Genomic DNA, 14020 nt, shown 5'->3' with positions numbered 1-14020 from the left:
CGCGCCAGGTACATGAGTACCGTCATTAAACTCAACCCTGTTTAAAATTTCACCGGCAGTCAACCTGCTGTTCGTCCCTAAAAACCACCACTGGCACCTAACTGAGTGCCGGTGGGCCCTTTATGGTGGCGGGAGATGTATCTAGAAGGGGAGCATATCCGCAATCCAATTCAAACCTACCAAAGAAGGACGCTATGCAAAGCATTACACAACGCCGCCACGATATCGACGCACTGCGTGTGCTGGCCTTTGGCCTGCTAATTTTGTATCACATGGGAATGGCCTACGTGGCCGAGTGGGACTGGCATGTAAAGAGCATCCATCAGAGCGATACCCTTCAACTGCTGATGCTGGCAGTAAACCAATGGCGTATGCCCTTGCTTTTTTTAATCTCTGGCGCCGCAACTTACTTCCTATTTAACAAACTGGGAAGTACCAGATACCTGCTGCACAGGCTGAGACAACTGTTAATCCCCTTACTGTTTGGCATGCTGGTTATAGTGCCGCCGCAGGCCTATTATGAAGCCCTGAGTAATGGTGTAATAGAGCCGGGTTACCTGGGGTTCCTCTGGCAATACTTCTCGTTCCAGCCTTGGCCAGCCGACAGTTTTGCCGGCAGCCATATAGGCATCACCTGGAATCACCTGTGGTACCTGCCATACCTGCTTTGCTACACAGTGGCCATTGTCCCTATTGCTCACTTTCTGCGAAGCAGGCAATCACTTTTGAGAAGCTGGATTTCCGCTATCAAATTCTGGCACCTACTACTCCTGCCACTACTGCCACTCACACTGTACGGCCTCTTTCTCTTCCCGCGCTTTGGCGGCATTAACTACGCAGTAGTCGGGGACTGGTACACCCATGCGCAGTACTTTACATTTTTTTTGATCGGGTATTTGCTTGTGAGCTGCCAGGCGCCCTGGCAGCTACTAAGACGCCTGCGTATTTTCCTGGTGGTTGCTACGCCCCTGTTTTTCTGCCTGTTTTTGCTCTTCGATCGGGGGCTAGAAGATGGCTCCTTCCCCGGGCAATCATTTATCAACCTGTTAATTATTTACGCCAATCGCTGGCTCTGGCTGCTGGTAGTTTTGGCTTGGGGACATCACTACCTCAATCGACCTTTTACTTGGTTGCCCTACGCCACAGAAGCAGTTTACCCCTGGTACATCCTGCACCAGACCATCACCGTCGCAGCCGTTTTTTCCCTGAGCAGCCTGCCCCTGGGACCAGTAGCAGAGCCACTGCTGGTACTGGCGATCACCGTAGCAGGATGTCTAGCCATCCATGAACTGTTGATCAGGCGAACGCCCTTACTGCGCTTGCTGTTCGGTCTGAAGCCCCTCAAGGCCCATGACATCAGAAAGACAGGCGCCCTGCCCCAGGAGACCTGATGTATCACGACTCAGCTTTAGACCCCTCTACCTGATGCAGGGCCCGACGCATCAGGGCATAGAAGCCATTACTTCGGGATTGACTAAGATGCTTACTCAACCCCAGCTCCCTGAAGAGCTGGGGCAAATCGAGCTGATGTATTTTCTCTGTTGTGCACCCATCAATTTGCGACAACAGCAGCGCACCGAGCCCTTTCACTACACGGCTATCACTATCGAGCCCGAAGAAGTGACGCCCATCAATTTTCCTATGCACCAACCAGGCCTCCGATTCGCATCCGCGCACAAGGTTTTCCGGGCTGCGAATCTCCGGTTTTTGACTTACCAACTTGCTCCAAAGCAATATCTCGCGGTAGCGCCCCTGCCAGTCACTCTGAGTCGCCAGACGCTCCAGTGACAATGTGGAAAAGTCATCGCAAGTCCAGCTCTCACTTTCACATTCATGAGCCGAAGTTGCCAACCGCTGGAACTCGCAATAATCCTCGAGCGCCTGTAAAAAAGCCCGAATGTCGTTATCGGTGTTGTACGCTGCTACGGAGGCACGTACTGTCACCGGATTGCCACTGGTCCGCCCCAGCAGCTGCGCGCAGTGATGACCAACACGCACTGCTATATCCCGCTCATCCAGCCAGTGCATGAGGTCAGCTGCACTACCTTGAACAGGCACAAAGGCCACAATTCCCAAGTTGTGGCGCTCCTGGCTAATCAGGCGAAAATTGGGCGAAGCTCTTAGCGCACGATGTAACCAGTGGACCAGTTTCTGCTCATGCTCCTCCATTGCCCGGCGATCCTGCTCGGCAAGAAAATCTATCGCAGCCCCCAGACCTGCGAGCGCAGCCAGGGGGATGTACCCGCCTCAAATTTATGTGGCAAGCCTGCATACTGGCTGGTCTGCAGCTCCACTTCAGAAATCATCTCACCACCACCAAGCCATGGCGGCATGGAGTCCAGTATTGCTTCCCGCCCATAAAGAAAACCAACTCCACTGGGACCATAAAATTTATGCGCTGAACACACAAAAAAGTCACAACCAATTTTTTGCACGTCTATTTCTTCATGCGCAGCCAGCTGGGCACCATCGACAACCCACATGATATCTCTGCACTTTAAAAACTCACGGATAACTCCCAAGTCTGGGCGCAAACCAATAGAGTTCGAGCCACCTGTCAAAGAGACAACCCGGGTGCGGTCGCTGAGTATTTCATCCAGCCGTTCAAATTGGGGGATTCCTGATTTGTGTGGGACATAGCGCAGGTTCAGCTGATATCGCTCCGCAGCCATCTGCCAGGGAACAATATTCGCGTGATGCTCAGCAGTAGAAATAACAATTTCATCACCCGGCTCCAAATCGCTACAAAGACAGTGAGCGAGCAGGTTCAGGGCTTCAGTGGCACCGCGGCAGAATACAATTTCTCTTTCATTGGCGGCATTAACAAATTGTGCGGCTTTCCTGCGCACCTGTTCCACCATTTCAGTGGATTTACGAGCGAGGCGATGGCTGGACCTGTGGGTATTGGCACTGCTGTGAATATAGTAGTCACGTACAGCATTAATCACGGATGCTGGTTTTTGGCTTGTGGCTGCATTGTCCAGGTAGACCAGCCCAGCATTTTCCTCCTGGGCAAAAAGCGGAAACTGCCGTTTAAAGTGTTCTGCGGAAAAACTCATAGGGAAAATAACATCTCAGTATTTATTCGTGTCTTATCAGCAATTTCCTGTAGGGGAACAGCCCGCAGTTTGGCAAGTTCAGCAGCTATTAATGGCAGGTTTTCCGGACTGTTACGTTGACCCTGCCGACCTGACAACGGCATATCCGGTGCATCGGACTCCAGAACTAAACTCTCCAGGGGTACCTGTGACACGGTGTGGCGGGTTTTTGCCGCACGCGTATAAGTAATCGTGCCACCAACCCCCAGGTAAAAACCCATTTTCCAATAATCCATGGCCAGTTGTTCACTACCACTAAATGCGTGAACCACACCGCCACGAGGCAGATGGAATTGCTTCAATAACTTAATCAGCTCATTATGCGCTCGATGTACATGTAAAATCAGCGGCAACTTTAACTCACTAGCTACTTCCAGCTGCGCTTTAAAAACAGCCTTTTGTATCTCAATAGGGGTATCAACAGCGGCATCAAGGCCACACTCTCCTACGGCTATACAATGGTTCTGGCTAAGATGCTCGGCTAGCGCCAGCCCCAATTGTGCAGCGTCAGCAAAGCCGCCGCTGGGACCAGTTTCTTTTGCCACCCACCATGGATGAATACCCGCAGCGGCATACCACCCTGGATGACTGTCGACTAAAACTGCAAGAGGTCGCCACTGTGATTTACAAACTCCAGGAATAATAAGATTACTAATCCCAGACTCCATACATCTCCGCCAAACCTGCAAGCGGTCTGGCTGAAAAACATCGAAATCAAAGTGGCAATGGCTGTCGATCATTTTCACTTTTGTTTCCCAGGCTTTGCCTGCATCTTAGCATGAAGACTGAGACGCACTCTGAAAAACCATGGCCAAGTGCCCTGATATCAAAGGTTGAATACCCTTTGCTTGCAGTGATTTTCCAGCCCCCGGTCCCATACCAAATATGACAACTGGCGCATGACTAAAAACTCATGTGATATCGGTGCCAAAGTAGCTGATCTAGTGAGTAACTTACGATTTGGGGAAGCGCTCATAGACGAAGCCACCAGCACATAACCGGTGGCTTCTATAGGTCAAGAAAAGTCATGGCTGGGGAATCAGCGTGATGCGGTCTGGTTGGCAGTTGCTGCTCGCAGTGCTACAGAATCCTCTAGCCATACGATATCGCCCGCATCGATTTGGCTTCCAGTGACACCAGAAAGGGTTTCACCAAGACTCTGCAAGTTTTCCCTCTGCAAAGTGGAAGTGCCAACGGGGACTTCTAACCAGGCCTGCCCCTCTTCATCAATCACCTGGCGCACCTTGTCTTTATCGACACTACTGACGTGGCGGTCAATCACGGAGCTACTGCCCGACGGCAGGTAAATAGTGCCGTTGGTAAAGTCCACCGCAAAGGCCACGACCCCTGGGATAATCCCAAACAGAAGTGCTGCACCATCTAAAATCAATACTGCAGGATCAATACGCCCACCGGCCTGCCCCTTGCGCTCCGGGTATAGGAAGTAACCACAGGCGCTAATGTTGAGAATCATAATCAGCAAGCCGCTGAACACAATGCCACGCTTGATATGTCTATTCATGGCCTACCTCTTTTATTTCATTTACAAGTTTATTTTCAACTGGATTACGGCCCCACAAAGTGGGTTCTTCCAACTGCTCTGGCCTTTACGCTGGGAAGTAAGCCCAAGCCAGCCAGGGCAAAAGATAACCAAATTTACGCCGATCTGCACCAACGTACAACATTTAGCCAGTTGCACTGCCTAAACTTTAACCAGCACTTGTTACGGTATGTCATGGAGATGTAAGCGATTTCTGACAGTGTGGAATGACGCACTTGTGATCAGGCCGGGCAGTGAGCAGTCGCCAGGAGTCCGACACCGGAAATTTCAGGGAGCAGTAGTCGTAGCAGGTGCCGCCATGGATTGGCTAAAGCACGGTATCGAATTCGATACCGTGCTTTTTTATTTTAGCTAACGCGAAATCCAACCAAGAAGTGGCGATATTCACCCACCGATTCCTGAAAAATTCCCTCCAGCGCTGTATCCTGCGCCCAACAACAAGCGTGGAGCTCACTACATGTATATAACCAGTGCTTTTGACAGCGGTAATATCAAAGTTATCAACACAGAAAGCAGCCCTGTGGAGCTGGCCATAAGCCAGGATAATAATTCTGACTTCTACCAGTGGTTTCACTTCCGCCTGGAGGGAGAGGTTGGCACAAGTTACCCCCTTCGCATAGTCAATGCAGGCAAATCCGCCTATCCAGAAGGCTGGGAAAATTATCGGGTTTGCGCCTCCTACGACCGCCAGAACTGGTTCCGTATTGGGTCCAACTTCGACGGTAATACACTCGACTTTACGGTAACCCTGGACGAACCAAGCATTTACCTTGCCTATTTTGCTCCCTACTCCTGGGAACGACATTTGGATTTACTGGCCTGGGCGCAAAGCAACGATCGTGTGAAGATGCAAACCCTGGGTAAAACCCTTGATGAACGCGATATGACCATGCTCACTATTGGCGATGCCGAATCCGCCAAGCATCGCGTATGGATGATAGCCAGACAGCACCCAGGGGAAACTATGGCTGAGTGGTTTGTAGAGGGTTTCCTCGAAGCGCTGTTGGATGATGCCAACCCCCTGGCCCAGAAGTTGCTGGCAGATACCGTGTTTTACGTGGTGCCCAACATGAACCCCGACGGCAGTGTACGCGGCCATCTACGTACCAATGCGGCCGGTGCCAACCTCAATCGAGAGTGGCTCAACCCAGCTATGGAACGTAGCCCCGAGGTTTTCCTGGTCAGGGAAAAAATGCTGGAGATTGGAGGAGATATCTTCCTGGATATTCACGGTGATGAGGCGCTTCCCTACAACTTTGTAGCCGCCTGTGAGGGTATCCCCGGCTATGATGAACGTCACGCAAAGCTGGAAGAGACCTTCAAGCAAGCCTATGAGATGATCAGCCCCGACTTCCAGACCGAGCAAGGCTATGAACTGGACAAACCCGGTGAGGCTAATCTCACAATTGGTACCGCCTGGGCCGGGCATCAGTTCCGTACCCTGGCCCTGACCCTGGAAATGCCGTTCAAGGATAACGACAACCTACCCGATCCAGTAGAAGGTTGGTCTCCAGCCCGCAGCCAACAATTAGCCCGCGATATCCTATTCCCAATACGTCAAACTCTGAAGCTCCTGAAGTAACTTCAAGCCATACCAAGTACCCTGGTCAATATGACCGGGGTTCTTGCGTAAAAGCCCTGCAGTACCCTATACAAAGCACTTATAACTAGCGCGCTCACTCTCTACCCACATTTCCAATATATCAACACGAGCTTTGATGCTAGTGCTGCACGATTCGTACATTATTAACGGTGGCTACCAACCTCCCACCTGCTCCCTATCGCATATAATAAGATAAACTCCAATTTTAATATGACATCGTCACAACACGCTTGCTCCCGTGAGCTGCCCACTTCCCCGTAATTTAGCAACAGATAAAAAGACATCTCATTAACAGCCTTGAAAAAATTGAGCCATTACAACGGTAACTCTTAAAATACAAATTACACCAATTCACTGTCAGATTATCCTCTTTGGGAAAAGGTGGACCAGTACTAATTCAAAGTACTGGGCCACAGAATCAAACCCGATATTGCCAAGGTATTTAAGTGTACAGTGCGACATTAAAAGGCACAGGACATCAGCGGCAAGAAAAACCAAGAAATATTCCTAACAGAGGAATGGGGTTGACTCAGAAACATCTCCCGCACCCACTATACGCCTTACTAAGCGCCATGCCACTCTGACTATGTCCTCCTCACCCATAAATAAAATGTATAAAAGTTTGACGGCGCTAAAGTTAGGTTCGAAATTTATTGAATCACCCCTACAAATGGGTACCGAACATCGCGAGGATTATAATCATGCCATTCTACGCACGATGCCTTTTATTTACACCGGGAGATCATCCGGAACGGTTTAGCAAGGCTGAATCACATGGCGCAGACGGAATTGTTATCGATCTTGAAGATGCAATAGCCGAAGACAATAAGGATAACGCCCGAAATATAGTCATCGAATACCTCCAAAAGACTAAAAGAAAGCCTGACTTCATTTTGGGGTTACGCATAAACTCCCTAAGAACATCGGCAGGTCTCAAAGATATTCTCTCCCTGATAGATTCCAGTGCATATCCAGACGTTCTAATGCTACCTAAAACGGAAAGCGCTGAAGAAATTGCGATTCTCAATGAATTACTAATTGATCAACAGACCTCAGTAATCCCGCTTATTGAAACGGCTAAAGGCCTCTATCAAGCAAAAAAAATAGCGGAATCCAAGTTTGTTGTGGCACTGCTTTTTGGCGGGGCAGATTTTTCCGCAGACCTTGGCGCGAGTCTCACCTGGGACGCCATGCAAAGCTACCGCGCAGAAATCAGCAAAGCGGCAGCTGCAGCTGGTATTGCTGCCATTGATGTCCCCTACCTCGACCTAAAAGATCAAGACGACACCAAGCTCATTAAAGAAACTCAACGGGCAAAAGACCTTGGTTTTACCTGCAAGGCCTGCATTCACCCTAAACATATCCCCGGAATCCTGAAAGTATTCAACCCTACCGAAAATGAAATTGAGAAAGCACGCACTATAGTCAACGCCTTTGAGAAATCTAAAGGTAATGCCTGCGAAGCGAATGGAAAAATGATTGATGTTCCCGTTGTGCGCTCTGCGCAACGCATTTTAGAACTTGCGGAGAAAAAATAGTGAGCGCGCCATTTTTGTGTTACATCAAAGTCGGCGAAAATCAATATCGAGAACATTTCGGTCTTGATTTTGAGGAATTTGAAGCAGGCCAAGTCTTTGAACATCGACCAGGATTAACCATTAGCCAACAAGACAATGCCGAGGAAGCACTAGATACTATCAACAACGCCCAATTACATTACGATGCCTGTTATGCATCAAAAACCGAATGGCATAAATGCCTAGGGGTAAGTACTTTAACACTGCAAAGGCTGATCGGAATTGCATCTAAGACTTTTGCACGCAAAGTAAATATTTCAGCTTTCGAAGATGTAGCCATGACCAGACCCGTTTTTGGTGGCGATACACTTTACGCAACATCTTTAATCACCAGCAAAGGAAGCCACAATGAACAATTGGGTGAACTATTCGTCACAACCAATGGAATCAATCAAAAAAAACAAGTTGTAGCAACCATAAAATACAAAATATTAGTGTACAAAAATGGCCAACACCCTCTTGAACTTAAATTAGGGCTTCATCGTTCTAGCTTACCGGATAAGTTTTGCTCCCATCGCCAGCTTGATAATGGAAATTATATTGAGCAAACCGGAATCTACTTTGAGGACCTCGAATGTGGCGAGACCTACGAACATTCACCTGGAAAAACCTTCAGTACTGAAGAGTGCCAGATCCATGCGTTACGCTCACTCAACATTTGCCCGCAACATTTCGACCAGTATTACGCAGAACAATATACTAATGGTAAGTTAATTGTTAATGAGCCATTTGTCCTTGGCGCTTTGACAGCTCTCACTACCCGCACATTTGGCCGTGTAGTCGCAAATCTTGGCTGGAATAATATAAAGATGCAAAAACCCGTCTACGCAGGTGATAGCATGTATGCAAAATCAACCATTCTCAGCAAGCGTGAATCCAATTCGCGGCCTGACCAAGGCATTATGCATGTCAAAACCGAAGGAAGAAATCAGTTCAACGATCAATTATGCAGTTACGAAAGAACTTTCCTGATTTATAAAAAAGGGCTCGGCCCCTACACCGCAGCGGATTATTAATAGAGAACCACGCAGCCATGTACGAACAAATGTACCAGCAAAAGCTCAGCTCCGCAGACAATGCCGTCAACATTATTGCCAAGAACTGCAATATCAGTTTTGGTATGGCGGTATCACAGCCTCCAGCACTACTGGAAGCTATTGGCAAAAGGGCAAAAGCAGGAGACTTTGACTCACTAAAAGTTTATTATTTGCATGCAGAAAAGCCAGCCAATGAATTTTTATTACAATATGATCTGATGAACGTAATAAAACCCTGCCCAGGATTTATTGGTGCAAAAGAACGTGAACTAATAAAAATGGGCGACAAAGAAAACCGAAAAGTCATTTTCTATGTGCCAAATTCATTCAGTCACCTACCAAGATATTTTCGCCATTATATCGAACTGGATACTTTTGTCGTTACCGTATCCCCTATGGATAACTCTGGAAATTTTTCCTTTGGTACCAACAACGATTACACCTCTAGCGCGGCAAGGCTAGCCAAAAAAGTAATTGTCGAAGTCAACGAGAATATGCCCCGTGTTTTTGGTGACTCTGACATCCACATATCAGAAGTAGACGCAATTGTCGAAAACCACACCCCTCTACTCGAATTCTGCCCACGCCCACCCTCTGACCAAAGTAGAAATATCGCTCGCTATTGCTCAGAGCTAATACCAGATGGCGCCACCATTCAGATGGGCGTTGGTAGCGTACCTGATGCTGTGTGTTCATATATCAAAGATCGAAAGGACCTGGGCATACATTCAGAACTGTTGTCGCCAGGTATGGTTGAGCTCATAAAAGAGGGGTGTGTAACTGGTAGGCGTAAAAAAATCAATAAACGCCGCCATGTTTTCACTCTTGCAATGGGTAATAAGGCCATGTATGACTTTATGGATGACAACCCCACAATAGAGAGTTATCCCGTTGACTACGTCAACAATCCGAGCGTTATCGCCAAGAATAACGATGTTATTTCAATCAACACCATCATTGAAATCGATCTTTTTGGTCAGGTAAATGCCGAACAGATTAATAATCGACAATATGGAGGTCCAGGTGGTCAAAACGATTTTGTGCGTGGTGCATTTTTATCCAATGGCGGAAAAAGCATCCTCGCTTTTGAGTCAACAACCAAGGGAAACACTATCAGCAAAATAGTACCGAAGATTAACAATATCGTTACAGACCTGCGCATAGATACACACTATGTATGCACTGAGTACGGCATAGTTAACCTTATGGGATTAACAAGTTCTGAGCGCACCGAACAGATAATTAACCTGGCGCATCCTGATTTTCGTCACTCACTTACAGAGGCGGCAAAAGCCATGCATTTTATCTAACCTTAATTTCTAGATGAAAATCTTCAGCATGGCCTTCCATATAAAGACAATTAGTCAGCGTATATAACTTACTGCAAATCAACAATGAGGCTTCTTATGAATCTAATACAGAGCCCCCATTAAGCGACTTAACTACCCAACCCAAACACTTATAACTACAAAAAACGCCAAAACTCAGTGTTCACAGAATAACTCCCAAAAAAATGTGCTTAGAAAAATACACAAATTAAAATGAATATCTTGATAAACAAACCTCAATGGAACCTCTGATCGAACAGCCCAATAAAACCCAAACTCCCCCAGCCACCACCTAGAAACTTTCTATTTATCAGAAAGAGCATTAATACAGAACAGACAGTCACAGCATAGTAGCCTCACCGTAATATTTGTACTTTCCCGCCATACGATTCACCAAAAAACCCAATGGCAAGCACAAAATTTCATATTCCATTTATTTCCCTGTAGACAGAAAAACATATCCATAGTAAAAACCAGAAAAACAATAAAAAGCTACTTATATCAAAAACCAAGACCCTTAAATCAATAAAAATCCAAGAGTCTCGCCCATTTCAAAACCTGAAATGATCTCACGGCTTTTTATGCCTATAAAACTCCCCCGGAGAATAATAATGAAACGCACTATCATGCAGTTAATCCAGGCAACAGCTATTATCTCGCTGTTTGTCTGCTCCCCCCTGTGGGCAGATACCGTTACCGATTTTCAAAATAGCTGGACTGGTAAAGCTTTGGATCTACAACGGAAAATTGACAACCACACGCCTATGAGCGAGAACAATATTCTCGGTACGCACAATACCTACAATTCGGAAGTGTACCGGGCTTGCAATTTCTCTGTTGGTTGCCGCTACCTTGACCCCCAGCAGGAATATTCCATCAAGGATCAACTGCGGATGGGTGCCCGGTTTATAGAACTTGATGTTCATTGGACAGCGAAGATGGAGAGCCTTTTCTCCTACCCCAAACGCCTGCTACTTTGCCACGGGTTGTGCAGCCTCAATGACAAGTATGCGACCGAAGGCTTCAATGAGGTAAGAGCCTGGCTCGAAGACAGCGCGAATCAGGATGAAGTCATTATTCTGTACATCGAAGATCACTCCGACGGTCGCCATCAGGATCTTTACAATCAGATTACCAGCCGTTTCGGGGATAGAATTTATTATAGTGGCGGCTGCAAGAGCATTCCAAGCACCCTAACCAAAAATCAAGTGCTGGCAGAAGGCAAACAGGTGATTTTATGGAAAGACGGCGGCTGCTCTGGAAACAGTGATATGCAAAATATGGCATTCACTGGTCTCGGTGAAATCGGTCGAGTATGGGAAGACAGCACCACCATTGGCACCATTGGGGAAATTTTTAACGGCGGTATCAAGAGAATTACTGCCAATGATGTTCGCGAAGGCTTTGCCCTTGGCCGCAACATCATCAATCTAGACAATATGAATACTACCGATGGACGCATCGCAGCTGCCATCTGGTCATGGGACCAAAGCGAACCCAACAATCTTAATAATGAAGATTGCGCGATGCAGTGGGGTAATGGCCGCTGGAATGATGCCAATTGCAGCAACCAGTATAGCTTCGCCTGTAAGAATATGAATGATGGCAGCTGGCTGGTCAGCGCATCCACCGGCCCCTGGTCCCACGGTGCCAGCGCCTGCCAGTCGCTTGGCAGCCAGTACGCTTTCGAGGTTCCTACTAATAGCCAGGATAACCAGGCGCTAAAAGCGGCCAAGGAAACTACGGGTTACGATAAGGTTTGGGTCAACTATCAGGACCAATCCAGCGAAGGACAGTGGGTGCGCGGCGAGTAACCCCTGCATTCGTTCAGAAACTGCAATTTACCTACTGTTCTATTCAGGGCCCACCCCTATTACTGGGGTGGGCTCTCCACTTCCCAACCTTCCTGCCCCCCGCTCCACCAAATGTGGAATTGTCGTTAGTTTGCTTTAGATCAGGCATAATCTGTATCTGAGCAAGACTCTCAGGACATAATTATGCGAATCCCCACCCTCTGGCGCCGCCTTGGCTTAACCATAGCCGTTGGCAGTGCATTTACCGCCTGTGGTAAAGGCAACCCCGAAGCCACCAAACCGGAAGCAGATCACAGTGCAGCCCATGCTGAGCATCAGGCCGCTGAATCCAAGCTCCCCCTTAGCAAAGCTGAGCAGGCGCAAGTTGATGCCATAGCTGCAGACCTGCACAAGCATATTGCAATCCTAGCTTCCGACGAGTTCGAAGGGCGCGCTCCTGCCACCAAGGGTGAGGAACTGACCGTTACTTACCTGGCAGAACAGTTCAAGGCCCTGGGCCTGATGCCCGGTGCCATAGATGCCGCCGGCAAGCCAAGCTGGTTCCAGCAGGTGCCCATTGTGGAAATGGACATAGAAGCCTCTCCCCTTAAATTCTCAGGAAATGGTTTCGAGCAGCAGCTGCAACCTATTGAGGACATGGTGACTTTCACCCAAAGGCAAACTGCAGCCTCCGCCCTGGATAACAGCGAGCTGGTATTCGTCGGCTACGGCATTGTCGCTCCTGAAAACAACTGGAACGATTACGCCGGCCTGGATATGAAGGGCAAGACAGCAGTCATCCTGGTCAATGACCCTGGTTACGCAACCAAGGACAAAGCTCTGTTCAATGGCAATGCTATGACCTACTACGGTCGCTGGAGCTACAAGTTCGAGGAAGCGGCCCGCCAGGGTGCTGACGGTGCAATCATAATCCACGAGACCGGGGCTGCGGGTTACCCATGGGAAGTGGTTAGCGGCTCCTGGTCCGGTGCGCAAGTCAGCCTCGAAGCTGAAAACAAGAATGCTGACCGTGTCGCTGTAGAGGCCTGGATGACTAACCAAGCCGCTAACAAGCTATTCAGCGCCGCAGGTCTGGATTTACAAAAGGAAATGGATGCAGCCAAAACCCTGGGCTTCAAACCTAAGGCCCTTGGGGTAACAGCCAGTGTTCAGTTGAAAAACACCCTGCAGAAATCCAACTCCCGCAACGTAGTGGCCAAACTGCCAGGCACAAAGCACCCGGACGAGGTGGTTATTTACACCGCACACTGGGATCACCTGGGTGTCAACAAGAACGCGGAAGGTGAGGACCGGATCTTTAACGGTGCCGTGGATAATGCAACAGGTACTGCCGGCCTGCTCGCTATGGCAGCCGAAGCCGTAAAACTGGATCGCCCGGAGCGCTCACTACTGTTCGTAGCTGTGACAGCTGAAGAGTCCGGCCTGCTCGGCTCCAAATACTACGCTGAAAAGCCTGTAGCCCCCCTGGAGAAAACTGTTGCCGGTATCAATTTTGACGCCATGAATGTACTGGGCCCGGCTCGTGATATTACCGTGATTGGCTACGGCAGCAGTGAACTGGAACAACTGCTGGAAGTATCCGCCAAAGGACAGGGCCGTTACCTGGCTCCGGAAGAACACCCCGAACGTGGCTACTTCTATCGCTCAGATCACTTCAGCCTGGCGAAGAAAGGCGTGCCCATGCTCTATTTCGATTCCGGAACAGACAACTTTGAGCATGGCCGTGAATGGGCCCAGGCAAAGGGCAACGAGTACGTCAGCCAGCACTACCATAAGCCCGGCGACGAATATGACCCATCCTGGAACCTGAAAGGTTCAGCAATGGATTTACAGCTCGGCCTGAAACTTGGCTTACAGCTGGCTAACAGCCGCGACTGGCCCAACTGGTATCAGGGTAACGAATTCCGTGCTATCCGCGATGCGAGCGCCGAATCACGCCAATAACCTGTCTATTGCGGCGGCACCCAGCTGTCGCCGCAATACCTTTCCATCCCCATCAAAA

Annotated in this window: 10 protein-coding genes and 1 pseudogene; 7 read left to right on the top strand and 4 right to left on the bottom strand. The window is 48.6% G+C overall.

The genetic code is table 11. The features are described from left to right. Window positions 1–194 precede the first annotated feature (194 nt). Complete coding sequence (locus GL2_RS14400) at window positions 195–1391, top strand: acyltransferase family protein (protein WP_172621160.1); 1197 nt, start codon at window positions 195–197, stop codon at window positions 1389–1391. Window positions 1392–1395: 4 nt separating this feature from the next. On the opposite strand, the gene GL2_RS21955 is transcribed toward GL2_RS14400, so the two are convergent. The 4 genes and pseudogenes from GL2_RS21955 to GL2_RS14385 all read right to left on the bottom strand — a co-directional run bounded on the left by GL2_RS21955 (window position 1396) and on the right by GL2_RS14385 (window position 4620). Then, window positions 1396–1944, bottom strand: coding sequence for a SufE family protein (locus GL2_RS21955; protein WP_232053847.1), 549 nt, complete (start codon window positions 1942–1944; stop codon window positions 1396–1398). Window positions 1945–1947: 3 nt separating this feature from the next. Continuing rightward, window positions 1948–3059: pseudogene (locus tag GL2_RS14395) on the bottom strand (aminotransferase class V-fold PLP-dependent enzyme); the annotation flags it as partial. After that, window positions 3056–3838, bottom strand: a complete 783-nt coding sequence (locus GL2_RS14390) for a TatD family hydrolase (RefSeq protein WP_232053846.1) — start codon at window positions 3836–3838, stop codon at window positions 3056–3058. The pseudogene GL2_RS14395 and the gene GL2_RS14390, both read right to left, overlap by 4 nt. A gap of 299 nt (window positions 3839–4137) precedes the next feature. Then, on the bottom strand, window positions 4138–4620 hold the full coding sequence (locus GL2_RS14385) for a hypothetical protein (protein ID WP_143731304.1): 483 nt from the start codon (window positions 4618–4620) through the stop codon (window positions 4138–4140). 496 nt (window positions 4621–5116) lie between these two features. On the opposite strand from GL2_RS14385, the gene GL2_RS14380 reads away from it, so the two are divergent. From GL2_RS14380 to GL2_RS14355, 6 genes are all read left to right on the top strand, one after another. Beyond that, window positions 5117–6241 (top strand): carboxypeptidase family protein, encoded by a 1125-nt coding sequence (locus tag GL2_RS14380; protein WP_143731303.1) that lies wholly within the window; start codon window positions 5117–5119, stop codon window positions 6239–6241. Between the two features lie 722 nt (window positions 6242–6963). Next, window positions 6964–7800 (top strand): CoA ester lyase, encoded by an 837-nt coding sequence (locus tag GL2_RS14375; RefSeq protein ID WP_143731302.1) that lies wholly within the window; start codon window positions 6964–6966, stop codon window positions 7798–7800. Then, window positions 7800–8855 carry a MaoC/PaaZ C-terminal domain-containing protein gene (locus GL2_RS14370; RefSeq protein ID WP_143731301.1) on the top strand — a complete coding sequence of 352 codons (1056 nt, stop codon included), beginning with the start codon at window positions 7800–7802 and terminating at the stop codon, window positions 8853–8855. Before GL2_RS14375 ends, GL2_RS14370 begins: the two co-directional genes overlap by 1 nt. A 17-nt stretch (window positions 8856–8872) precedes the next feature. Continuing rightward, on the top strand, window positions 8873–10186 hold the full coding sequence (locus GL2_RS14365; protein WP_143731300.1) for an acetyl-CoA hydrolase/transferase family protein: 1314 nt from the start codon (window positions 8873–8875) through the stop codon (window positions 10184–10186). 629 nt (window positions 10187–10815) lie between these two features. Next, window positions 10816–12018 carry a phosphatidylinositol-specific phospholipase C domain-containing protein gene (locus GL2_RS14360; protein ID WP_143731299.1) on the top strand — a complete coding sequence of 401 codons (1203 nt, stop codon included), beginning with the start codon at window positions 10816–10818 and terminating at the stop codon, window positions 12016–12018. A 183-nt stretch (window positions 12019–12201) separates the two neighbouring features. After that, window positions 12202–13962 carry a M28 family metallopeptidase gene (locus tag GL2_RS14355; RefSeq protein WP_143731298.1) on the top strand — a complete coding sequence of 587 codons (1761 nt, stop codon included), beginning with the start codon at window positions 12202–12204 and terminating at the stop codon, window positions 13960–13962. Window positions 13963–14020 lie beyond the last annotated feature (58 nt).

This window comes from Microbulbifer sp. GL-2 (genome assembly GCF_007183175.1).
Classification (GTDB): Bacteria; Pseudomonadota; Gammaproteobacteria; order Pseudomonadales; family Cellvibrionaceae; genus Microbulbifer.
The sequence above is the reverse complement of the archived record's forward strand: the minus strand, read 5'-3'. Positions and strand labels throughout refer to the sequence as shown.